This is a genomic window from Pseudobacillus wudalianchiensis, from assembly GCF_001685015.1.
In the GTDB taxonomy this organism is placed as follows: domain Bacteria; phylum Bacillota; class Bacilli; order Bacillales; family Domibacillaceae; genus Pseudobacillus; species Pseudobacillus wudalianchiensis.
Genome location: NZ_MAYT01000029.1, coordinates 31,484 through 55,027 on the forward strand (window position 1 = coordinate 31,484; position 23,544 = coordinate 55,027).

Below are 23,544 nucleotides of genomic sequence, written 5' to 3' on the forward strand. Positions count from 1 at the left end.
AATAAGAAGAGGTGACTAGATGAAAAAGCGTAAATTTGGTTTAGCTTATCAGATTCTTGTCGGATTAGTTTTAGGGATTACCGTCGGGGCGATTTTTTATGGAAATCCTGCTGTCGAAACTTTTTTAAAGCCAATTGGTGATATCTTTATTCGCTTAATTAAAATGATCGTCGTGCCAATTGTTATTTCCACCATCATTCTCGGTGTTGCCGGAACAGGAGACATGAAAAAGCTCGGAAAACTTGGTGGAAAAACTATTCTCTATTTTGAGATTGTAACAACGATTGCTATTATAGTAGGCTTACTTGCGGCAAATATCGTGAAACCGGGCGAAGGCATAGACATGGAGAACCTGGCTAAGGGAAATATTGACCAATATGTACAGACAACAGAGGAAGTAGCAAGCCATAGCTTCGCTGATACGTTTGTCAATATCGTTCCAAGTAATATTATCGACGCTTTAGCTAAAGGCGATATGCTCGCTATTATCTTCTTCGCCGTTTTATTCGGTTTAGGGGTTGCAGCGATCGGCGAAAAAGGAAAGCCAGTACTTGCCTTCTTCCAAGGAACAGCTGATGCGATGTTCTACGTAACGAATCAAATTATGAAGTTTGCTCCATTTGGCGTATTCGCGTTAATTGGGGTAACCGTATCAAAATTTGGGGTAGAGTCACTTATTCCACTTGGAAAATTGCTCATTTGTGTATATGCTACGATGCTTTTCTTTATCGTCGTTGTTTTAGGAGCTATTGCCAAGATGGCTGGCACAAGCGTCTTCCATGTTATTAAAATCTTAAAAGATGAACTTCTCTTAGCCTACTCTACTGCTAGCTCGGAGACTGTTCTGCCAAAAATAATGGAGAAAATGGAGAAGTTCGGCTGTCCAAAAGACGTAGTGTCCTTCGTTATTCCAACTGGTTATTCCTTTAACCTCGACGGCTCTACTCTCTATCAAGCATTAGCCGCTATCTTTATTGCTCAAATGTACGGAATTGATTTAAGCATTATGCAGCAAATCACTTTAATGTTAGTCTTAATGGTTACATCTAAAGGGATTGCTGGTGTACCAGGCGTTTCCTTCGTTGTCCTGCTTGCTACTTTAGGATCTGTCGGTATTCCGCTTGAAGGTCTTGCGTTTATTGCAGGTATTGACCGTATCCTTGATATGGCACGTACAGTGGTTAACGTAATTGGTAACTCTTTAGCAGTAGTGGTTATGTCTAAATGGGAAGGCCGTTTTGACTCTGCTAAAGGGGAGAAATATCTTCAATCTGTAAAAGAAGCATCTTAATAAACAATTAAATATCCTTACCCACTTCTAGCATTCAGCTTCAAAAACCTAAAAAGGTTAATGAAGCTGGATGCTTTTTTCTTCTCTGCTTTTATTATTTGAGCTTGTCTTATAATGCTTCATTCTTTTACTGCAAAGTCATCACATTTGTTCAATTTATTCCAAGCATTGACCGACATGATCGTTACGATTATGAAGATCATCACAACTGCCGTAATGCCAAGCAAGGACCCGTTAAGACTCGGTCCGATAAAACCGTATAAAAGTGTCATCGGGATATTGGCAACAATAATCGTTAACATATACGTCGTATATTTTAACCCTAGCGAAGCGGATAAAAAACAAATAGCATCCGTTGAAGCGATCGGACAAACAATTCCCAATGCTAGAAACTTATAATTATAAGTTTTCAACAGCGCTCTTAATTTCGGACTCTTGTTCTTCAAAAATTTGTTTAGCTTCATCCCGATGAATGTTTTAGAAAAGATATAAACGAGCGTTTCACTTAAAATGATGCCTGCCATCGAAAGCAAAAAACCTAAGAGTGGTTCAAAGCATATTCCGCCCAAAACCATTAAAGTGATGCCAGGGATAAAAATAAGAAGCCGCACTCCCCACAGAGCAACAAATAATAGCATGGCATAATTTGAGTTTTCGGAGATCAATTCCTTTAACCTGTCTAGATCGGGTGACAGCAAATGGTTTTGCTTCAATACATAGATTAATAGGATCCATATCGCAACAACAAGAACCTTCTTTTTCAATTTCTTTACTCTCCCTTCGCTATCGATGCCTACATCATAAGCAATGAGAATTAAGAAAAAGCCCGCAATATTCTTAAGAATTCTTAAAGATTAATAAAAAATTCTACGAACTAGGGAAACTTTCCTCCTTTATGTTTGCAATGGGTGTTCGACAATAAACGTTATCCAGCCTTCTTCATATTCTGCAGCAACCATCCCGTGATGCAGTTCAACAATTCTTTTTGAAATAGCAAGGCCAAGCCCCGTCCCCTGCTTGTCCGTTCTTGCCTTTTCCCCTGTAAAGAACCGTTCAAATAGCTTGCTCACGTCATCCGCTGGAGGGTGCTCCACTTTGTTGGAAACTTTTATAACCGCCTTTGCTCCATCTGCTTCACAGCTTATCCGTAATTCCGATGGTTTCGCGCTATAGTTAATAGCATTCATTAACAGGTTTTCATACACACGAACCATTTTTTCAATATCAAATAGGATCGGTATTTTCGCTTCAGTTATCGTTTTATGAATCTGAAGCTGTTCTTTTTCTGCTATAGGAATATATTCTCCAATCAGTTGCTCTAGTAAACCTGTCAGGTCCACTTCAACAAGGTTTAACGTAACATCTGGGCTTGATAGCTTGGTATATTCAAAAAGTTCATTGATGAGGTATTCCAGTCTTTTCGATTTGGAATAAGTGGTGCCGAGGTAGCCTTTCAATTGCTGCTCACTTGTATACTGTCCCTTTCTGAGCAAGTCTAAATAACCGATAATGGAAGTCAATGGTGTACGCAAGTCATGGGAAACATTTGTAATCAGTTCATTTTTGGCGCTCTCCAAACGTCTCTCATGCTCAAATTTGCCTGCCAGCTCCTTTGACATATCATTAATATTAATCGCGAGTTGAGCCAGCTCATCTTTTCCGCGGGCTTCAATCATTAAACCGAGTTTTCCATTTGCGATCTGCTGGACACTTTCCGTAATTAGCTTTAAGTATTTTATTTTTTTGTGTACGAGCAATAAAAAACAGATTACAAATGAAGTAATCGCTATAGAATAGATAAAAAACATAATGAAATTATATTTTGCCACACTAAATTCAGTGAGAAATTTCATATAAAAATGCAAAATGAACTGCTGCGACAAAAAGACCAAAACGCTGACAGAAACAAAAAAGCTAATGGCCACTGCAACAAGAAGTTTAACGATCAGGTTATTTCTCATCTTTATAACCTTCATATTTTGTACCCTACTCCCCATACTGTCTTAATATAAATAGGTCGTTTAGGCTCTTCTTCGATCTTTTCTCTAATTTTCGTAATGTGAACCATAACCGTGTTATCCGATTTAAAGAAATCTTCCTTCCAAACCGCTTCATAAATCTTACTAACACTCAGCACAATGCCTTTATTGCGGGCAAGAAGCTCCAGAATATCAAATTCCTTTGGTGTGAGCCGTACTTCTTTATTCCCTGCATGTACCTGCCGCGTGTCCGTGTTAATACTTAAATCCCCAATTTCAATGAGGTTTTTATTTTGGTCACTCCCTGTATTGTATTTCTTATATCTTCTAAGCTGAGATTTTACCCTTGCTATTAATTCCAGTGGGTTAAATGGCTTTGTGATATAATCGTCAGCGCCAGAGGCAAGACCCTGGATTTTATCCATATCTTCTGACCGGGCAGAAAGCATAATAATCGGTAAATGACGCTCTTCTCTAATCTTTATACAAGCTTGAATGCCATCCATGTTTGGCATCATAATATCTAAAATGATAAGGTCACATTCACTTTTCTCTAACAGCTTCAATGCTTCCAAAGCATCCTCTGCTTTTTGAGTTTTCAATCCCTCGTTTTCCAAATAAATAGAAATGAGATTTCTAATTTCTTGATCATCATCTACAATTAAAATGTTCCCCATCATGACCTTGTCACATCCGTTCCTGGTTTCTTATCAATAATTGTTGGTTATTGCAGTTGAATATAAAAGCAGGCGGTACATTTCTATATTCCAGTTTAACATCGATATGGCTGAAAAATTGACTGATGAATTCTTTCCTGCATAAGCTGTATTGAAAAGTGATAAACTCGCCATCAGAACTTAATAGCTTTTTTGTTTTATCTAAAATATTATGGGAAACATGTTTAGGCAAACTGGCAAAAGGCAAGCCAGAAATCACATAGTCGATTGCTGGAATTCCATATCTTTTCGTATACCAATCAATTTGTTCTGCCGTGTCATTAACAATAATGAGATTTTTCTCTGCCTTGTACTTTTCTTTTAACTGTTTATAAAACTCTTTATTATGCTCTATCAATAAAACAAGCGTATCCGGCTTTCTATAGGTAAGGATTTTATCAGTAAATACACCCGTTCCCGGTCCGTATTCCACTACATACTTGGCCTGTTGAAACTGAACGGCACTCATCATCTTTTCAGCAAGATAAACAGAACTCGGGAAAACCGCTCCCACTTTTCTTGGATTTAAAATAGACTGTAATAAGAACGTACCTATTTTCAACTCTCCATCACTCCCTTAGTTTGAAAGTTATACGTTTAGAATAAAATTCAAATCTGAAGAAATAGTGATGGAAATTCTTAAGAATCCTTAAGATGAAGAAGCTCCCTTTTCCATTAGAAATTTTTCTAAAAAAAGAAAAACCACCTTGTGGGCGGTTTTTGATAAGCTCACTTTATCCTTTTCCGAGTGATTCCCTAACCATTATGTACGGGGCTCTAACTGCTTTCCTTTTCTTCCTATGAAGAAGGTGATCATCGCGGCGATGACTAACGTTCCGTATGACAACAGATCCCAAACATCCATAATAGGCTGATTGACAAACTTTGAAATAACGGAATCAATTGTGATTCCTAGAGGAATGCCAGTTACGATTGAAATAGAAGCCAACGTCCACCTCGTCATCTTTTCAGTTGTAAACAAAAGATATATCACCCATATATAGCAAACAACGATCAGTGAGAGCGGAATGCCCAGAGGCAACAGAAGCTTCGTACCACCCATAATTTGATTTAATGCAAATAAAAACGGGATGATAAAAATACTTAAAGAAAAAAGGGCCTTGCGCACTTTATTTCTCTTAAAGTGAAATAATGGAGTGATAATAAGCCATACAAAGATCATACTTGCAACGGGGTATGGAGACCACGCAAGATGACCGGAAACGGCAACATCACAAATCATGCAAACCAATATGCTTATTAAACAAATTACCGTAATGGTCATTTTGGCGATTAAGTCCACCGATTTTCTTTTATTGGATGTTACTTTATTGGCATACCGCAAAGTCGTTTCAACTATTTCTAGCTCTGGAGATGACTCAGCACTTCTTTCGCCATTTAGCAATTCGGATACACTAACTCCTAAAATATCAGCAAGTGAAGATAAGATAGATATATCAGGATAACTTAATCCTCGTTCCCATTTGGAAACCGCCTTATCGGTAATATTCAATCTTTCTGCTAATTCTCTCTGTGTCATGTTTTTTGATTTTCGCCGCTCTCGAATAAAAGCAGCCATGTTTTCACTATTCATGCAAGCACCATCCTCTCACTCACCACTATATAGAACTTTTTCTATAAAAGCTCTCCACTATTGGTTGAATAAAGCCAAGTAAACTATTAGTAGAGTCAGCAAAGATCAAATCAGAAACAATTTATTCCATTTTTATTATAGCAATCATTACTTAAGGAGTATACATTTAGTATTAGAATCTATTAAATGTACATCTGTTAGCCGTACCTGTTATGTAAATTTTTTAAACATGCGTTGAACGGCGAGGTTTCTAATAAAACATATCAAACTATCCAGTTAAACTTTCAGATTTTAAATAAAATTACGTTTTAAAATTATTCCAAGAAAACAAACAGAAGTAAAATCAAGAAAACCAAATGTGCCTATGGAGAAGAGAAAGACCCCGAATTCGCAAAAGTTTTTAAGCGAATCGAGGTCTAATAAGCAAAACTTTAGTTTAATTATCAACGATTTATTTTAAAGTTACTCTTTCAACGTCAGCAAAGTCATAGGCTCTACGCGGATGGACTGTAAAGTAAAAATTGGCGCGAATGAATCCAATTCGATACCGCCTTCACACCAGTTTAACGTCCTACTTCCCTTTTACTTCGAATTGGGACACTTCTACTGTTCCCCTATTCCATCAAGATTCTTTGACTCAAAGTTATCGAGCAATGCACGCACTTCATCTGTTGACTCTGTGCTCATTAATTGATTTCTTAATTCACTTGCCCCTCGAAATCCTTTGACGTATATCTTAAAAAAGCGATGAAGAGCCTTGAACGGACGCAGCTCCAACCCTGAATATTTATCATGAAGATCGAGATGCAACCTTAAGAGATCAAGCAATTCCTGACTGCTATGCTCTTTCGGCTCCTTTTCAAAGGCAAATGGATTTTTAAAAATACCACGCCCAATCATAACCCCGTCCACACCGTATTGATGAGCAAGCTTTAAGCCCGTTTGACGGTCAGGGATATCCCCATTGATCGTCAAAAGCGTATTTGGTGCCACACGATCACGAAGTTTCTTGATCTCCGGAATCAGCTCCCAATGAGCATCTACCTGGCTCATTTCCTTTCTTGTACGCAGATGAATGGAAAGATTGACAATGTCTTGTTTCAATATGTGTGTCAACCAGTCATGCCATTCGTCTATCTCAGTGTAACCAAGCCTTGTCTTCACACTTACGGGCAATCCTCCTGCTTTTGCTGCTTGTATTAACTCTGCTGCAACTTCTGGACGACGGATAAGACCGCTTCCCTTTCCATGCTGTGCCACATTAGGCACAGGACAGCCCATATTGATATCCACACCTCGAAACCCAAGTTCCGCCATACCAATACTCATTTGCCGAAAGTATTCAGGCTTATCCCCCCATATATGTGCTACCATTGGCTGTTCATCCTCCGTAAAAGTCAAACGCCCGCGCACACTGCGTTTCCCCTCTGGGTGACAATAGCTCTCACTGTTTGTAAACTCTGTAAAAAACACATCAGGTCTGGCTGCTTCACTCACTACATGGCGAAAAACAACATCCGTCACATCCTCCATTGGTGCTAGTATAAAAAAAGGTCGTGGTAAATCACGCCAAAAATTTTCTGTCATATTCAAACTCCAATCCTCTCATGATGGGATACCAGGCCAAACCATTATCCCAAAATTCAAAAGCAACGTGTCCCTGCTTCCTTTACACTTATACCATGCTTAAGTACTTTTTATCAAACTGATCAGAAATGTTTATTTTAACTTCAGACTTTCTATACACCAAAATGATTTCCTGCTAAAGCTCACTCCATCAACCTCCATTCCACTGTTCGATTTAAAATGAAGCTTTACTAAAAAGATTGGAAGAAGACTGGATTAACAAGAGGTCAACAGGAAAAAGAATCTGAAATCGCAAAAGCCTTTTAATCCTTAATGAATAAAGACAAACCTTTTCTGGGATCAGATAAAAACAAGAGCCTCTCTCAAAAGGAAAGGCTCTGTACTCATTGTGACACCTCTTATTGATCTTTCCTTACAAGGAGTGCACAGCTCTCAACATGCGCCGTTTGCGGGAACATGTCAACAGGCTGAATATAGTCGATATTATAAAAATGGCTCAATTGATTAATATCTTTAGCAAGCGTGGAGGGGTTACAGGATACATAGACGAAACGTTCAGGCTTTACCTTTTTGATCGTATCGAGCAGTTTTTGATCGCAGCCTGTCCGTGGAGGATCGACGATAACGACGTCCGGTTTCCAGCCTTCTTTTAACCATTTGGGAAGCCACTGCTCTGCCGTTCCGACTTCATATACCGCTTTAATTTTTAGCGCTTTAGCATTTTCTCTCGCATCTTTAATCGACTCTTCAATGACATCCATTCCCCGGATTTCTGCGGCCCCTTCACCGATCCAAAGGCCAATCGTACCGGAACCGCAATAGGCGTCGACTACCTTTTCTTTGCCGGTCAGCTGAGCCGCTTTTTTCACTTCATTATAAAGCTTCACAGTCTGCTCGGGGTTGAGTTGAAAAAATGCTCGCGCAGAAAGAGAATATTTATGCTCTCCAAGCCGCTCCTCAATCGTTTCAGAACCAGCAAGCGGCAAGCTTTTATCACCGAAAATTAACGATGTCTTTTTCGGATTAATATTGTGAATAATCGATTTTACGTTAGGCAGCCGCTTTTGAATTTCTTCTGCGATCAGTTCTTTTTTCGGCAGCTCGTGCGTCGCTGTGACAATCACAACTTGAATGTCACCCGTTGCGATGCCGACGCGGGTGACAATCGTTTTTACGACACCTTTGTTTTTCTTTTCATCATAAATTGGAATATGAAAGTCCTGTAAGATTAGCTTTACTTTATTGAGCACTTCATTTAATGCCGGCTGCTGCACGATACAATCCGGAATATCGATTAGCTTGTGCGAATTTAAGCTGTACAATCCAGCGATCACCATTCCATCTTGCTGCCCGACCTGAAACTGACTTTTATTACGGTAATGCCATGGATCGTCCATGCCAATGGTCTCTCGGATATCAAGCGTCTCCACTGGAATCTTCGTATACCGTTCTAACGATTGAATTAAAATATCACGTTTAGCCGCTAATTGCTGGCTGTAGGTCACATGCTGAAGCTGGCAGCCGCCGCATTGATCATATACCGGGCATGGCGGCGCAATGCGATGCTCAGATTTTTTGCGGATTTTTTTAATTCGTCCTTCTGTAAACTTCGGGTGTACTTTCACTGCCTCTACGACCACTTCTTCCCCCGGAAGAGCGCCGGGAACAAAGACAACCTGCCGTTTAAAATAGCCGACACCTTCACCATTAATGCCCATTCGTTTAATCGTCAGCGGAAACGTTTGCTTCACTTTGATCTTTGCTTTATTTTCTTGTTTCACGTTGTCACGTCCTCACTGTTTTTGCCCACTCGTATCTCCCCATTATAACGAAAAAACAGGACTGCCGCAGCAGCCCTATAAAGAAACTCTTTTTTGTTTTTTGCGATACTCATCCAGGCTTGCGAAACGGTACCCCTTCTTTTTCAAATCTTTAAGCACCTTTGGCAGTGCTTCTGCATTATCCTTTGAGACAGTATGAAGCAAGAGGACGGCTCCCGGATGGATCTGTTTCATAATGTTATCGTAAGAATACTGCCAGCCCTTTTGATTATTTGTCTGCCAATCAACAAAAGCAAGCGACCACATGACATGTGTATACCCTTCTTCCCGGGCCACCTTTAATGTTCGTTCACTGAAAATGCCGCGCGGCGGCCGAAGATACTTCATGTCTTTTTGCTTTGTAATCCGTGCTGTTTCTTTTTTTACAAGCTCCAGCTCTTCTCTTAGTTTTGCGTCACTGACTTGCGTTAAATCAGGATGGTGCCAAGAATGGTTGCCAATGATATGGCCTTCCTTGTTCATTCTCTTGACAAGATCAGGAGCACTCTTTAAGTAATGCCCTGTAATAAAAAAAGCTGCCGGTACTTTTTCCTTCTTTAATGTATCGAGAACACTTGCCGTATAGCCGTTTTCATAGCCATTATCAAACGTTAAGTACAATACTTTTTCTTTGGCGCTGTCCTTGTAAAAGGCCCCGTTTTCAGCCAGCAGCTGATCAAGCTGCGCTCCGGCTTCTGCGGGTTGTTCATTCGCCGCTTTTTTAAATCCCCAGTGGATCGGCTGATTGGATGCTGACATAGCTGGAGTTGTGAAACTAAAGAAAAATAGAGCGGCAAGCAAGCCGTATATGATCCGTTTCATCATCATCTTCCTTTGCTCTTTTTCTTTAGTTTCAGTTTTAAAAAAGAAAATATCCGCCTTTTACCGATTTAATTTTCACCAAAAATAGCTAATAAATAGCCCGATTGACAACAGGAATCCAAAGAATGTATTCGTTTGGGCAGTAGCTTTCATCGCTAAGCCTGTTCGCTTAGGAACGGCTTGTCCAATAAATCCCTTAATTGCCTGAATAGGCTTCGGCACACTTAAAAAGATAAGGAACAGCCAAGGGCTAACGTCATCTAGAATCACTAATCCCACTACCCATGCATAAGCAAAAGCAAACAAGAATCCTAAGAAATAAACAGCCTTTTCGTGCCCCATTAAAATGGCTAATGTTTTTCTTCCGCCCTTTTTATCCTCTTCAATGTCGCGAATATTATTGGAAAGGTTAATGGCTCCTACGAGAATCGCAATAGGAATCGAAATCATCATACTTTGCGTATTCACGACACCTGTCTGGATGAAAAACGAAATCAATATGAAGAAAGAACCCATGCATAAGCCCGAGAAAAGCTCTCCAAATGGTGTATAAGCAATAGGAAGCGGGCCGCCTGTATATAAATAGCCAACTGCCATTCCGCCGAGACCAACGAGTGCCAGCCACCAGCTGCTGCTTTCACATATATAGATGCCTAATAAAAGTGCTAGTATATAAAATCCAATCGCTAATTGCAGGACTGTTTTCGGCTGCATCCCATGACGAACGATGGCTCCGCCGATGCCGACAGACTCCTCTGTGTCTAAACCGCGCTTAAAATCGTAATACTCATTAAATAAATTCGTCGCGATTTGAATAAAGAGACAGGCAAAGAGCATCGCTAAAAACAGCCACACGTCCACCTTTGTATAAAACATGGCTAACACCGTTCCAATTAAAACAGGCACAAATGAAGCAGTTAACGTATGCGGGCGGGTTAATTGCCATAATATTTTACCCGTACTTTGGTTTCCAGAAGCACTAGGTTGTTTGGTTGTATGTTCTTGATTCATTCCTCTCTTCCTCTCAACTTCGGATAATAAATTAAGTAAACAACTTACATTATAACCGAAAAAACGAGCTAAATGGCGAGCTTTTTCACGATTCAGCCGGAAAGTTATCCTGCTAAGACCAAAATCAGGGAGCCAGCATAAAAAGCCCCCTGTTTATGAGAAACAAGGAGGCTTAATTAATTAAATGATTAGCTAAATACTGGTTCCTTAAATTGAGAAAGCTTTTCTAGAGAAGACTTATCGACATGCTCATGCAGGCTGTTGCCATGTGAATCCATTGTTACAACAGCTGTAAAATCTTCTACTTGCAGGTGCCACATTGCTTCCGGAATACCAAAATTCATTAAATCAACACCATCAACAGACTTAATGCAATCTGCATAATATTGAGCGGCTCCACCGATGGCATTTAAGTAAACGCCGCCGTGTTCTTTCAACGCAGCAAGAGTTTTCGGTCCCATGCCGCCTTTTCCGATAACCGCACGGATGCCAAACTTCTTCATGATATCTCCTTGATAAGGCTCCTCACGGATAGAAGTTGTTGGTCCTGCTGCTTTCACGTGCCATTCACCCTGCTCATCTTTAAGCATGACAGGTCCACAGTGGTAAATAACTTGGCCGTTTAAGTCAACTGGTGCGTCGTGATCCATTAAATATTTATGAATGGCATCACGGCCTGTGTACATTCTGCCGCTGATTTTAACAACGTCCCCTACTTTAAGCTCACGGATTTGTTCTTCTGTAATTGGTGCTGTTAATGTAAAGGTACGGCTTTCTGATTTTGTTTCTTCTTGTTGAGGAGCATCAAATACAATTTCCTCACCGTCTTGATAGAACCACTCTTGGATTTCTCCTGTTGTTGGATCAATTTGGACACCTAAGCGGCGGAAAGCCCAACAGTTGTAGGCAACGGAGACGAAAAAACTTGCTGGCAAACGATTGATGACCCCAATTTTACAGCCTAGCAAAGTTGTTTCGCCGCCGAATCCCATTGTCCCGATTCCAAGCTCGTTCGCATGCTTCATGACATACTCTTCCAACTGGCGAAGACTTTCATTAGGATTCACATCGTCAACACGGCGGAAAAGCTGTTCTTTTGCTAGCTCATAGCCTGTTGTGCGGTCACCGCCGATGCCGACGCCGATAAATCCGGCACTGCATCCTTGTCCTTGAGCCTGATAAACAGAATGCATAATACACTTACGGATACCATCAAGGTCACGTCCAGCTTTTCCAAGGCCTTCAAGCTCGCAAGGAAGACTGTATTGAATATTTTTATTCTCACAGCCGCCGCCTTTTAAAATGAGACGAGCGTCAATATAATCTTTTTCCCATTGCTCAAATTTGATGACTGGTGTGCCAGCTCCCAAGTTATTGCCGCTGTTCTCACCTGTTAATGAATCAACAGAGTTAGGACGCAGCTTCCCATTTTTTGTTGCTTCTATCATTGCTTCATAAATGGCTTCTTTAATCTGCAATTGATTAACGCCAACGGGTGTCTTTACCTTAAACGTCGGCATTCCTGTATCTTGACAAATAGGAGAAATATTTTCATCCGCCATTTGGATATTATTTGTAATAGTAGCAAGGCTCATCGCTGCACTTGTTCCTGCATTTTCACGAACAGCCGCTGCTTTGACTGCCCGGCGGACATCCTTCGGTAAATTAGTTGATGTTTCGACAATCAACTCATACATACTTTGTTGGAACTTTTCCAAATTCATGATCTTTCCCCTCTCCACTCACTCTTTATGTATCTCTTGGCATGACAATACGCTTCTTATTATACTGCTGAACTTTATTGTTTTAAAGGAGAACTTCATTACAATAAAAAGAACCAGCTGCATAGCTGGTTCTTAATGTCTGTTCCCTCTCGTCCTTATCGACCTTTAAACTGTTCGCATTTTTCTTCAATATCATCAATCATTTCCAGAAGGCGGTCAATGTCCTCAATTTCTGTTTCTGCCGGCTCAATGGCATCCAACACTTCCATAAACATATTTAAACGCTGCTTTAAATAATTAATCTGTGATTCTTTATCGGTAATGGGCTTCATATCCGTTTAGCACTCCTGTATGATTTACTTTTTCGTCTGCCTTTCATCGTAAAGGATTTAGCAGCTTAATTCAATGATTTCTGCTAAAAAAGATAGTGTACTCCGAAAGACGAATTGGCTTATCTATGGCTGCCGAACGGATTTATAACTGAATGAAACATGGTTTTTAACAGGGATCCAAGCGCTGATCGGTTTGGAGCTTACATTTTTAACAACAATAGCCCGTTTCCATCCGGACACGACGAGGTAGACTTCTCCGTACGTAATAACCCCTCTTTCATGCACTGCCGGCGCAAAGCCATATAAATAACCAGCTGTTTTGGGCGGTACATTGTATACTTCATTCTGCTTTGTTCCAGCCCCGACAGCCGTTGTATAAGCTAATGGCCAGCCAGTCTTGGTGATGGCTTCTTTTAAAATCATTTGCTGGACTTCTTCAGTTTTCGGCAGTTTGGCTGATAAACCGCCCTTTATTACTTTATGAGTTTCTTGAACATAGTGGATTTGGTAATTAATCTTTCCTGCTCTATTATCGTAAAAATTTGTGTTGATTTTTTGATATTCCCAGTTGGCGTTCGTTTCTTTGGAGTGGTAAGCAAGCGGCCATTCACCAAGAAATACGGACATTCTTGTTCCGAAAGCAAACGGCGATTTTTTAATAGCCGATTCATTGAGCATACGGACTAATGAAGGGTTCGTAATTTTCGTTTGGGAAGTGCTTAACAGCTCTTTCGTTAACTCACTCGGCTGCAATTCAGATAGATCATCTTCTTCATTAAGATAAGTGTTTTCCCGTGCAATATTTTTAACGGAAGCAGGCATTTTTTCCTCTGTCGCTTTTCCTTTCTTTTCAGCAAAAACAGACTGTGGGCTTCCTGTATATATAAAGGCGATAAATATGCACAACAATAAACGGATCCAGTTCATTCGGTTCTATCCTCCCTATCTCTTTTGCTTAGTTTGCTCCCCCCTTTTCAACTTATCCGCATGACAGCAAAAAAGCTGTGCAAGCGAATCACTTGCACAGCTTTTTTAACTATAATAGATAAAAGCCAATTCCCATAATAAAATAAGCAGCCAGAAGCGTTAAGCCTTCAAACCAGTTTGTTTCACCATCGTTTGAGATAATAACAGCCAAAAAGACGGCCGTCACCATCGCTACAAGCTCTGGTATCGTAAAAACGAGCGGCATGGATTGATCAAACGCTAATGAAAGCAGAACGAGCACCGGAGCAACGAACATAGCAATTTGAAGCGTTGAACCGACAGCAATTTCTACCGCTACATCCATTTTATTTTTCATCGCCATCAATACAGCAGAAGCATGCTCTGCCGCATTTCCGACAATCGCCACGATTATGATCCCGATAAACAATTCTGTCCAGCCAAAGCTTTTTCCCACTGCTTCAAACGTATGGACCAAATTTTCCGATACGTATGCAACAGCAAGTGTCGCTAAAAGCAAGACAATAACAGCTTTTCCCTTTGACCATTCCGGCTCCTCATGCTGTTCTTCTTCTACAGGCTTGTTAGCGTACACCCCACGATGCGTAACTAGTTTAAAAAACAGCGCCGCTAAATAAAGAATGATCATGATAATGGAAATCCCAACGCTTAAAGATAAGGTTTCGGACTTGTTCATTCCCCACGAAAAAATCTCAGGAATAACGAAAGCCACAATGACCGCAAACATTAAAAGACCTGAGTTATGGCGAGCATCATACTCATTAAATTTTTGCCGCTTGTACTTCAAACCGCCTAAAAAAAACGAAATCCCCGAGACAAGCAATAAGTTTCCTAGTACAGAACCAGTTAGAGAAGCCAGAACAACGCCAATGAGGCCCGCCTGCAAAGCAAATATGGAAATGATTAATTCTACGGCATTTCCAAATGTAGCATTTAACAAACCGCCAATTCTCGGCCCTGCTATAATCGCGAGACTTTCAGTGGCTCTGCCCATATAGCTTGATAAGGCAATAATCGTTAAGCAATAAATGCCAAACATCATCAATGTCGGCCAGTGCATAAGTGATCCAGCTACAGACAGCGGAACACCGATCAGCACCATAACCCCAAATATCTTGTCCATAAGCTGACCTCTTTTCCCGTTAAGAAATAAATAAGTGTTTTTATCAACATACCCCTTTTTCTTATTTCTTAACGGTGATGGAGGCGCTTATTAAACTGGAACAATTTCAAAAGTTTCGACTACTTCAATCACAGGAATAACAGACTGTACCATTGAACAGTTTTTTCTCGTCAATTCCATCGCTTTCTTTATTTGTACGTCAGATAACTCTTTCCCTTTGATAATAAAGTGGACTTCCACTTTTTCGATGCGGTCAGCCTCTTGAGCGTTACGATAAACGTTTGTGTTAATTTCGATATCTTCTACGTTCATGCGTTTCTTCTCAAGAATCTTTCGAAGCACCCCGCCGCTGCACACAGCGATCGATGCGGTTAAAAGTTGATATGGACGAAAACCATACTGTTCATCACCAGAGACATCAAGCTGTCCATAAGGAAGCTGCGCTGTAAATCCGCCCTCTTTCATACTAAATTTCATAGCACTTTCACCTCTTCTATATGATCTATTTTATTTTAGATTATTTAGGGTGAAACATCTATATCTAGGCAAATGTTTGATTCAACACATACCGCTAGATTATCCTTTATTTTTCTCCCCATCTATGTTAATATATCCTTAATTATAATAATTTTAAATTGATAATTGAACTTTATTCTCAAGAAAAAGCTGATTTTAAGCCAAATGATAATTGTTTTCATTCATCAAAAGGAAAAAGATTATGATTACCATTCTCAATTAGGTTTCACTAATTATCATTTAAGGAGGAACGATAAATGAATGCACAAGCAAAGGTTTTACAAGCTAGACAAGAAGAAGCTCATTGGATCGCTTCCCTGAAACCCCATGCAGAGCTCATAGCAGCTCTTTTAAGCGGTGTATTGATTTTGACGGGATGGCTTTTAGATAAAAACGGCCTTCATTCAGCGGCGGTTACAGGTTATGTGTTGGCCTTTATGATCGGCGGCTTTGCCAAAGCGAAAGAAGGAATCGAAGAAACGATTGCCGATAAGGAACTAAATGTAGAAATGCTGATGATCTTTGCTGCTATTGGATCAGCTTTAATAGGTTATTGGACCGAGGGAGCGATCTTAATTTTCATTTTCGCTCTCAGTGGCGCCCTAGAAACCTATACGATGAATAAAAGCCAAAAAGAAATTTCTTCATTAATGGACATTCAGCCTGAAGAAGCTTGGCTGATTCGAAATGGCGAGGAAGAAAAAGTTCACGTTTCTTCCCTTGCAGTCGGAGATTTAATTCTTGTGAAACCAGGCGAGCGTATCCCGGCTGATGGGGTTATCTCAAGAGGACAGACAACGATTGATGAAGCTGCCATAACAGGTGAATCCATCCCTGTGTCTAAGCAAAAAAACGGAGAAGTGTTCGCAGGTACAGTGAACATTACCGGATCTGTTTATGTTGAAGTAACGAAGCCAGCGAGTGAGACGCTTTTCCAAAAAATTATTCAGCTCGTTCAGTCTGCCCAGAGCGAAAAGTCTCCTTCTCAATTATTCATTGAAAAGTTTGAAGGCCGTTATGTAAAAGTTGTGTTGGCGGCCGTAGCCGTCATGATGTTCCTCCCTCACTTTGCCCTTGGCTGGAGTTGGACAGAAACTTTTTACCGCGCTATGGTGCTGCTCGTTGTCGCGTCTCCTTGTGCACTCGTTGCCTCCATCATGCCAGCGACGCTTTCAGCTATTTCTAACGGAGCCCGTCATGGCATTTTATTTAAAGGCGGCGTTCATCTGGAGAACTTAAGTAACATAAAAGCGATTGCCTTTGATAAAACAGGTACGCTCACGAAAGGAAAACCCGAAGTAACAGATATCATTGTTCGCGAAGGATTGGCAGAAACTGAATTACTAAGTGTTGTTGCATCCATTGAAAGTCAATCTAACCATCCGCTTGCTCAGTCCATTGTCCGTTTCTCTCAGGAGAAAAATATCGCTTATTCTGCACCTGACCAATTGGAAGATGCCGCGGGTTGGGGAGTAAAAGGAATAGTAAATGGGAAGCAGTGGAAAGTGGGTAAAGCTGATTTTGTTGGCAAAGAAGCGGCGCTCTCTTTCTCTGAAGGCATCGCTAATGAGCTCGCTGCTTCCGGAAAAACAACTGTTTTTGCAGCAGATGATCAAGGGATTGCAGCCGTTATCGCGTTAAAGGATTTAATCCGCGAAGAGACAAAGCATGCATTAGAACTGCTTCACCAAGAAGGGATTCATACCATTATGTTAACCGGCGACAATGCTATAACAGCACAAGCGATCGCTAAAGAAGCTCATTTAGACACTTTTATCGCTGAATGCCTTCCGGAGCATAAAGTGGACCACCTAAAAACACTGATTGATGACTATCAAACGGTCGCTATGGTAGGAGACGGCATTAATGATGCACCTGCCTTAGCCACAGCCAATATCGGCATCGCTATGGGAGAAGGCTCAGATGTCGCCCTCGAAACAGCCGATATCGTTTTAATGAAAAACGACTTGCCAAAGATTGCAGAAGCGATTCGTTTATCAAAAAAGATGAAGCGGATCATAAAGCAAAATGTCGTCTTTTCTATAGCCGTCATTATGCTGTTAATTATCTCTAACTTCTTCCAAGTACTTGACCTGCCATTTGGCGTAATTGGGCATGAAGGCAGTACGATCCTTGTTATTCTGAACGGACTGCGTCTGTTAAGATTGTAAAGCTATTCAGCCTTGCTGAATAGCTTTTTTCTGTTTGTGCGCTTGATTTTGTTGATCGTGAGCGCACAAATACACCGTCAAGGATGAGCACTACAGGCAGACGAGCTTGTCAACCGCCGAAAACCCGCCTGTCAAACAGGCGGGTTTCTTTAGCAGCTGCCTTTTAAGTCATTTTTCAAAGCATTGATTTCTCCGCCGACAAGAATAATCATAGCCGACAGATAAAACCAAATCATCATCACAATAATTCCTCCGATGCTGCCGTATGTGGCTGAATAATTCCCAAAATTGTTAACATAGAAAGAAAAACCTAGAGAAACAATAATCCAGCCAATCGCAGCAAAGATGGCGCCTGGCAGAACGGTTACGCATTTTACGCTAAGATTAGGAGCTAAGTAATATAATCCCACAAACACCCCAAAGATTAACAAAGGGGAAACAAGCCAGCGCAGCCAATTCCAAAGCGTTAAAAACTGATCAGACAGCCCTAAATAGTTAAAGGCAAACAAGCCAATTTGTTTACCAAACACTTGTAGGATAAGGGCGGCTGCCATTATAAAGATTAAACCGAATGTTAATAGCACAGACATCCCTCTTGCCTTATAAAAAGGCCGTGTTTCATCGACATTATAGGCATGATTTAATCCTTTAATGATGGCATTCATGCCGTTGGAAGCTGACCAAATTGTGGCGATAATCCCGAAAGAGAGTAAGCCCCCATTGCGGTTTTCTAGTATCTCATTTAATGTATTTTGAATTGTTTCTACTGTATCACCGGGAGCATAGTCACGGATCAAAGAAAACATATCCTGCTGGCTGATCGGCAAGTAAGCCAGCAGGGTTACAGCGAAAATTAATAACGGAAAGAGAGACAGCAAAAAGTAATACGCCATTTGAGCAGCAGTGTCCGGAACATCGGATTTTTGTATTCTTCTCAACAGATGTTTTGAAAAAACTTTTATCCCTATCTTGTTATCGGACAAATAATCTCCTCCTAGTGCGTCACTGAAGCTCCCCCTGCTGTGCTTTCCCCCTCAGGAAGAAACGTACTCTTTGTTTCATCAACAAGGTCTTTTACTTCAGGTGTCAAATCTCTTAGACTATCCACTTTTCCACGAATATAGCTTACATCTTCACTAATTTGTTGAGCGGTTTCTTTTGCACGGTTCATGATCTCTCTGGATGAAGCAGATAAGTTTTCAGGGTCTTTTGCCATTTCAAATAAGTAAACAGCCCATTCCTTCATTTCTGCTCTTGTTTGTCGATCCAATAAAGCAATCGCTCCTCCAATAGCGGCACCGATTGCAACCTTTGTAAAAAATTTACCTTTTCCCATTTTCTATCATCCTTTCTTTTCTGACTAATTGTATCCGCAGAATTCTGCCGATGGATCCTCCGAACTAGTCATCTGCTTATTCAACGTACATTTTTGCTGGCTCACTTTAAGAATAAAGAATCGTCCTTTCCGTTCTATCCTCAGCTGTAGAACCCTCAATATTCTTATGCCTTATCAATTCCCCTTTTGTAAAATAACAAAACATTGTTTAATGAAAGCGGCAGAACCTCTTCTGTACCTGAAAGCAAGATGAATAATTGTTCGTCTCCTTAAGAAGTACCATGAACCTTATTCTTTAATAGATTAATCTTTTCCTTCTTTTTTAATATATAGCCATGCATTAGGTAGAATCAACCGATAATATCTCTTCTATCAGACCGATAACAATTGGAGCAGTGACAAGCCTAGAGCTGGTTTGGACATTTGCCGATAGGATGAATGGACTCAGGATCGTCCCTAACTTAACTGGTATGGCCGGAAGCAAACGTTTGATCATAGCTGAAACAGGTTTTCAAAGGCCTGTTTTTATTGAAAAGGCTGATTGACAAACATATTAAAAAGTGAAATGATGTTATAAAATCGCTGGAGAGGGTGGAAAGTGTGGATCTGTCTGTAAAGTCCCCTGAAAATATTGAGTATATGTTAGAAAAAATCACTACAAAATTACGCATGGTGAATGTCGGCGCTGTTAAGCCTGAGCATTTCAATGACTCTTCTTATGAAGACTTAAAAGAAATTTATGAACTAGTCAATCGCAAGGACAATTTTAGCCCTAGTGAAATGCAAGCTATTGTAGAAGAAATTGGTAATTTAAAAAAATAAAAGCCGGTGTTTACCGGCTTTCCGTTACTTTATTATTTAGCAAGCATCTTTAACGATTCTCGATTGAAGGCTGGAATATCATCAGGTGTACGGCTCGTTACAAGCTGGTCTTGGCAAACGACTACTTCTTCATCCTTATAAGCAGCCCCTGCATATTCCATATCTACTTTAATAGATTTATATCCTGTTGCATGTCTTCCTTCTAATGTTTTGGCAGTGATTAACAGTTGCGGTCCATGACAAATGGCAAACACCGGTTTCTTTTCATCCATAAATGCTTTAGTAAAGTTCACAAAGCGATCATCTGCCCGAAGTTTATCCGGAGAAAATCCGCCTGGTATTAATAGTGCGTCAAATTCATCTGCACTTACTTCATCAATTCCTTTATCAATCGTAATGGTGGCTTCTCCTTGTTTTCCCTTTACGGTTTTTCCAGCTTCTTTTTCAATATTAACTACTTCATGCCCTGCTTCTTTAAAAGCATTTACAGGCTCTGTATATTCTGAATCCTCTACCATATCTGTTACGAGTACAGCAATTTTTTTACTCATTATAAAATCTCCTTTCTTTTTTTTATGTTTTTATGCCATTTGTATACTTCCCTTTTCACAATCCGTTAAACACAGAAAAGCGGCTGCCACTAGGGCAACCGCTTCCCTTAACTAATCTTCTTATCCTTAATATCCTTTAAATAGTACTTTTCTGATTCAAAGAATTCGTCCTTTAAGGCTTTTACTTTCCCACTAAGAAGCAGTACAGCCACGATGTTTGGCAGCAAAATAGCCGCTAATGCCAAGTCAAGAAATGACCAGATCGTTTGAGCAGCACCGACGGCTCCAAGAATAATGGCGGCTAAATACACTACTTTAATTCCTTGTGCTGCTTTTAAATTGAATAAAAACTCGGCTTGTTTAGAACCATAGAAGACCACCACGATAACCGTCGACAAGACAAAGAAAATCAATGAAATCGTAACGAGCAAACCGCCAAAGGCCCCAAAGCTTTCTTTAAAAGCAATGGTTGTCAAAGCGGAAGGGTTATCAAGTGCTCCTTCTTGCTTCCAAACACCTGTTGAAAGAACAACAAAGGCTGTTGCCGAACAAACAACAAGCGTGTCAATCACGATTCCAATAATAGCCCAAAATCCTTGTCGAACCGGATGATCGGTCTGAGCAGCTGCATGAGCAATCGGCGTTGTCCCAAGACCTGCCTCATTTGAATACAGCCCTCTGGCAAATCCCCAACGAATCGTTTCCGCAATGGCCGCTCCTGCAAAGCCGCCGACAGCTGACATCGGCTGGAAGGCGTAAGAAAAAATGAGTGAAATCACAGCTGGTACTTGATCGATATTTATCACCACTATCACAAGTGCTCCGCCGACATAAAGAAGCGCCATAAAAGGAACAAAGATTTCTGTCACACGCCCGATCCTTTTAATCCCTCCAAATACGACAAGCCCGGTAATAGCAGCCATGACAATACCTGTATAAAGGCCGTCTATATGAAACGTTTGCGAGATCGTGGAAGCGACTGAATTTCCTTGTACCATAATGCTAGGGATCAACTCAATCATTAAAGCAAAGGAAAACCAAACCCCCAGCCATTTCATCTTAAGCCCTTTTGTCATATAGTACATGGGGCCGCCAACAAATTCACCCTCTTCATTTTTCTCTCGGTAGTGGACAGAGAGTACACTTTCCGCGAAGTTAATCGCCATGCCAATCACAGCAATGACCCACATCCAAAAAACAGCACCTGGGCCGCCAAACATAATCGCTGCTGGTACACCAACAATGTTTGCTGCTCCAATTGTGGAGGACAGAGCAGAAGTTAAAGCTTGCAAAGGAGTGACCGTGCCCTCTCCTTTTGGTTTCTCAAAAATGCTGCCCAATGTTTGTTTAAAAATATAAAGCGGGTATCTAAATTGAAAGAATCCTAATTTTATTGTCATAAAAATACCCGAAATGGCTAAGAGAGTGATCAAAGGAACTCCCCATAGCCATCCTGAAAACCTCTCAACCCCTGAAATAAAATTCTCCAACATTCTCCTCCTTCATTTCGTTATCATTATGTATGTAAACCGAATTATTCCCTTATACCCTTCTCCTTTTTTTGTAAACACAAAAAAACTGAACCATACATACTGGTTCAGTTTGCAGAAGCCGGAGCCTGTTGACCGTTTTCTCTTTCTCCCTGCGGCAACACTAATATTTCTACCCGGCGATTCTTTGCCCGGCCTGCTTCTGTTGCATTCGAAGCAATTGGTTGATATTCCCCATACCCTTTCGCACTAAACAGACGAGGGTCGAGTTTGTTATTTTCTAATATGACTTTCATGAAGTTGACCGCTCTCATGGCGCTCAACTCCCAGTTCGATTCATATTCGGCCGTTTTAATAGGAATGTTGTCTGTATGACCGCTAATGATGACCATACGAGGCAAATCCATTTCTAGTAAACGTGAAATCTCTTGTGCTGCTTTCTTATCTTCTTCTCGGATTTCAGCCACTCCCGAATTAAATAAAACATTGTCCCGAATACGCAGCAGCAATCCCTCTCCGCTTAATACGGTCTCTACTTTGTTCTGCAAATTGTTCTGCGAAATATATTGATCAATTTTCACTTTCATTTGCGACAATTCTTTTTTGTCCTGTTCTTTTAAGCCTGATATCGCTTTGTTACGGGCATTATTTTCAGAAGTTGTTTCAGGCGGGGATATTTCAGGATAATCCATCACACCCGTCCCGCCTTGAAAAGCGCTATTGAATGCTTGAGACACAAGCTGGAATTTCTTTGCATCAACCGAACTCATCGCAAACAGTACAATAAATAAAGCAAGCAGCAGAGTCAACAAGTCAGCGTAAGGAAGAAGCCATGATTCATCCATGTGCTCATGCTCTTCATGCTTCTTCCGCTTACTCATTTTTCTCCCCGCTTTCCTCCATTAATTTCTTCTTCTCCTCTGCCGGTAAATAAGAAGACAACTTTTGCTCCAGCACCCGTGGAGCTTCCCCCTCTAAAATAGAAAGGACCCCTTCAATCATCATTTCCTTTACTTTTACTTCTTGTTTGGATTTCCGCTTTAACTTATTTGCAAATGGATGCCAAAGCACGTAGCCTGTGAAAATCCCTAATAATGTTGCCACGAACGCCGCTGAGATGGCGTGGCCAAGTGTTTCTGTGTCATTCATGTTGCCAAGAGCTGCAATCAAGCCGATAACCGCTCCAAGTACTCCAAGCGTCGGCGCATAGGTGCCCGCTTGAAGAAAAATGCTTGCTCCAGCATTATGACGTTCTTCCATAGCTGAAAGCTCCTCATTCATCACATCACGAATGTAATCGGCGTTCTGTCCGTCCACGGCAAGGCTTAGTCCATTTTTTAAAAAAGGCTCATTTACATCATTAATTTTTGCTTCAAGCGCAAGCAATCCTTCTTTTCTAGCAAGCTCAGCCCAGCTTGTAAACTGACTAATTACTTCTTGTGGCGACATCATTTGTCTCTCTTTGAAAATAATGCCGAAAAGCTTAGGTACTCTTTTTAGCTCACTTGATGGGAAGGCAATAACGATAGTAGCCACAGTTCCAAGCAAGATAATTAAAAGAGCTGCCGGGTTAATTATCACCGTAGGATTTACCCCTTTAAATACCATCCCGACTCCAACAGCCACAATACCTAGAATAATCCCTATGATTGTACTCTTATCCATTCTCATTCACCCTATATTTTTATTTTTG

23 protein-coding genes are annotated in these 23,544 nt (G+C 40.7%); 3 read left to right on the forward strand and 20 right to left on the reverse strand.

The window, feature by feature from the left end; translation table 11 throughout:
• The first annotated feature begins 19 nt into the window (after window positions 1-19).
• Complete coding sequence (locus A8F95_RS17070; protein ID WP_065411630.1) at window positions 20-1,291, forward strand: cation:dicarboxylate symporter family transporter; 1,272 nt, start codon at window positions 20-22, stop codon at window positions 1,289-1,291.
• Between the two features lie 119 nt (window positions 1,292-1,410).
• Here the strand turns inward: A8F95_RS17070 and A8F95_RS17075 are convergent, their stop codons facing one another.
• From A8F95_RS17075 to A8F95_RS17135, 14 genes are all read right to left on the reverse strand, one after another.
• The gene (locus tag A8F95_RS17075; RefSeq protein WP_065411631.1) at window positions 1,411-2,055 is read right to left on the reverse strand and encodes a TVP38/TMEM64 family protein; all 645 of its coding nucleotides are present in this window, start codon (window positions 2,053-2,055) and stop codon (window positions 1,411-1,413) included.
• Window positions 2,056-2,184: 129 nt separating this feature from the next.
• Window positions 2,185-3,267: a sensor histidine kinase gene (locus tag A8F95_RS17080; RefSeq protein WP_065411632.1), complete on the reverse strand. Its 1,083-nt coding sequence runs from the start codon at window positions 3,265-3,267 to the stop codon at window positions 2,185-2,187.
• Window positions 3,264-3,950: a response regulator transcription factor gene (locus tag A8F95_RS17085; protein ID WP_065411633.1), complete on the reverse strand. Its 687-nt coding sequence runs from the start codon at window positions 3,948-3,950 to the stop codon at window positions 3,264-3,266. Before A8F95_RS17085 ends, A8F95_RS17080 begins: the two co-directional genes overlap by 4 nt.
• 7 nt (window positions 3,951-3,957) lie before the next feature.
• Window positions 3,958-4,548, reverse strand: a complete 591-nt coding sequence (locus A8F95_RS17090) for a class I SAM-dependent methyltransferase (RefSeq protein WP_065411634.1) — start codon at window positions 4,546-4,548, stop codon at window positions 3,958-3,960.
• Window positions 4,549-4,749: 201 nt separating this feature from the next.
• Window positions 4,750-5,580 carry a helix-turn-helix domain-containing protein gene (locus tag A8F95_RS17095; protein ID WP_065411635.1) on the reverse strand — a complete coding sequence of 277 codons (831 nt, stop codon included), beginning with the start codon at window positions 5,578-5,580 and terminating at the stop codon, window positions 4,750-4,752.
• A 603-nt stretch (window positions 5,581-6,183) separates the two neighbouring features.
• Window positions 6,184-7,167 carry a tRNA dihydrouridine synthase gene (locus A8F95_RS17100; RefSeq protein ID WP_065411636.1) on the reverse strand — a complete coding sequence of 328 codons (984 nt, stop codon included), beginning with the start codon at window positions 7,165-7,167 and terminating at the stop codon, window positions 6,184-6,186.
• A gap of 398 nt (window positions 7,168-7,565) precedes the next feature.
• Complete coding sequence (gene rlmD / locus A8F95_RS17105) at window positions 7,566-8,948, reverse strand: 23S rRNA (uracil(1939)-C(5))-methyltransferase RlmD (protein ID WP_065411637.1); 1,383 nt, start codon at window positions 8,946-8,948, stop codon at window positions 7,566-7,568.
• A 75-nt stretch (window positions 8,949-9,023) separates the two neighbouring features.
• A complete protein-coding gene (gene pdaA, locus A8F95_RS17110; RefSeq protein WP_231603348.1) occupies window positions 9,024-9,809 on the reverse strand; it encodes a delta-lactam-biosynthetic de-N-acetylase in 786 nt (261 codons plus the stop codon).
• 75 nt (window positions 9,810-9,884) lie between these two features.
• The gene (locus tag A8F95_RS17115) at window positions 9,885-10,820 is read right to left on the reverse strand and encodes a 1,4-dihydroxy-2-naphthoate polyprenyltransferase (protein ID WP_065411638.1); all 936 of its coding nucleotides are present in this window, start codon (window positions 10,818-10,820) and stop codon (window positions 9,885-9,887) included.
• A 188-nt stretch (window positions 10,821-11,008) separates the two neighbouring features.
• Window positions 11,009-12,544: a fumarate hydratase gene (locus A8F95_RS17120; protein WP_065411639.1), complete on the reverse strand. Its 1,536-nt coding sequence runs from the start codon at window positions 12,542-12,544 to the stop codon at window positions 11,009-11,011.
• Between the two features lie 155 nt (window positions 12,545-12,699).
• Window positions 12,700-12,876, reverse strand: coding sequence for an SE1561 family protein (locus A8F95_RS22640; protein WP_095407486.1), 177 nt, complete (start codon window positions 12,874-12,876; stop codon window positions 12,700-12,702).
• A 123-nt stretch (window positions 12,877-12,999) separates the two neighbouring features.
• The gene (locus A8F95_RS17125) at window positions 13,000-13,803 is read right to left on the reverse strand and encodes a YfkD family protein (protein WP_065411640.1); all 804 of its coding nucleotides are present in this window, start codon (window positions 13,801-13,803) and stop codon (window positions 13,000-13,002) included.
• Between the two features lie 109 nt (window positions 13,804-13,912).
• On the reverse strand, window positions 13,913-14,965 hold the full coding sequence (gene cax / locus A8F95_RS17130; RefSeq protein ID WP_065411641.1) for a calcium/proton exchanger: 1,053 nt from the start codon (window positions 14,963-14,965) through the stop codon (window positions 13,913-13,915).
• Window positions 14,966-15,055: 90 nt separating this feature from the next.
• A complete protein-coding gene (locus A8F95_RS17135) occupies window positions 15,056-15,442 on the reverse strand; it encodes an OsmC family protein (protein WP_065411642.1) in 387 nt (128 codons plus the stop codon).
• A gap of 296 nt (window positions 15,443-15,738) precedes the next feature.
• On the opposite strand from A8F95_RS17135, the gene A8F95_RS17140 reads away from it, so the two are divergent.
• Window positions 15,739-17,652: a heavy metal translocating P-type ATPase gene (locus A8F95_RS17140; protein WP_065411643.1), complete on the forward strand. Its 1,914-nt coding sequence runs from the start codon at window positions 15,739-15,741 to the stop codon at window positions 17,650-17,652.
• 149 nt (window positions 17,653-17,801) lie between these two features.
• Here the strand turns inward: A8F95_RS17140 and A8F95_RS17145 are convergent, their stop codons facing one another.
• Together A8F95_RS17145 and A8F95_RS17150 are read right to left on the reverse strand one after the other, a co-directional pair.
• The gene (locus A8F95_RS17145; protein ID WP_065411824.1) at window positions 17,802-18,620 is read right to left on the reverse strand and encodes a YihY/virulence factor BrkB family protein; all 819 of its coding nucleotides are present in this window, start codon (window positions 18,618-18,620) and stop codon (window positions 17,802-17,804) included.
• Window positions 18,621-18,646: 26 nt separating this feature from the next.
• Window positions 18,647-18,988, reverse strand: a complete 342-nt coding sequence (locus tag A8F95_RS17150; protein ID WP_049660412.1) for a hypothetical protein — start codon at window positions 18,986-18,988, stop codon at window positions 18,647-18,649.
• 591 nt (window positions 18,989-19,579) lie between these two features.
• On the opposite strand from A8F95_RS17150, the gene A8F95_RS17155 reads away from it, so the two are divergent.
• Complete coding sequence (locus A8F95_RS17155; RefSeq protein WP_425415018.1) at window positions 19,580-19,810, forward strand: DUF1128 domain-containing protein; 231 nt, start codon at window positions 19,580-19,582, stop codon at window positions 19,808-19,810.
• A gap of 32 nt (window positions 19,811-19,842) precedes the next feature.
• On the opposite strand, the gene A8F95_RS17160 is transcribed toward A8F95_RS17155, so the two are convergent.
• The 4 genes from A8F95_RS17160 to motA all read right to left on the reverse strand — a co-directional run bounded on the left by A8F95_RS17160 (window position 19,843) and on the right by motA (window position 23,516).
• Window positions 19,843-20,361: a type 1 glutamine amidotransferase domain-containing protein gene (locus A8F95_RS17160; RefSeq protein ID WP_065411645.1), complete on the reverse strand. Its 519-nt coding sequence runs from the start codon at window positions 20,359-20,361 to the stop codon at window positions 19,843-19,845.
• 107 nt (window positions 20,362-20,468) lie between these two features.
• Window positions 20,469-21,854 (reverse strand): alanine/glycine:cation symporter family protein, encoded by a 1,386-nt coding sequence (locus A8F95_RS17165; protein ID WP_065411646.1) that lies wholly within the window; start codon window positions 21,852-21,854, stop codon window positions 20,469-20,471.
• A 104-nt stretch (window positions 21,855-21,958) separates the two neighbouring features.
• A complete protein-coding gene (gene motB, locus A8F95_RS17170; RefSeq protein WP_049660400.1) occupies window positions 21,959-22,732 on the reverse strand; it encodes a flagellar motor protein MotB in 774 nt (257 codons plus the stop codon).
• Entirely contained in the window at window positions 22,725-23,516 is a 792-nt protein-coding gene (motA, locus tag A8F95_RS17175; protein ID WP_065411647.1) for a flagellar motor stator protein MotA, read from the reverse strand. The genes motB and motA overlap by 8 nt, the downstream gene beginning before the upstream one ends.
• Between the last annotated feature and the right edge of the window lie 28 nt (window positions 23,517-23,544).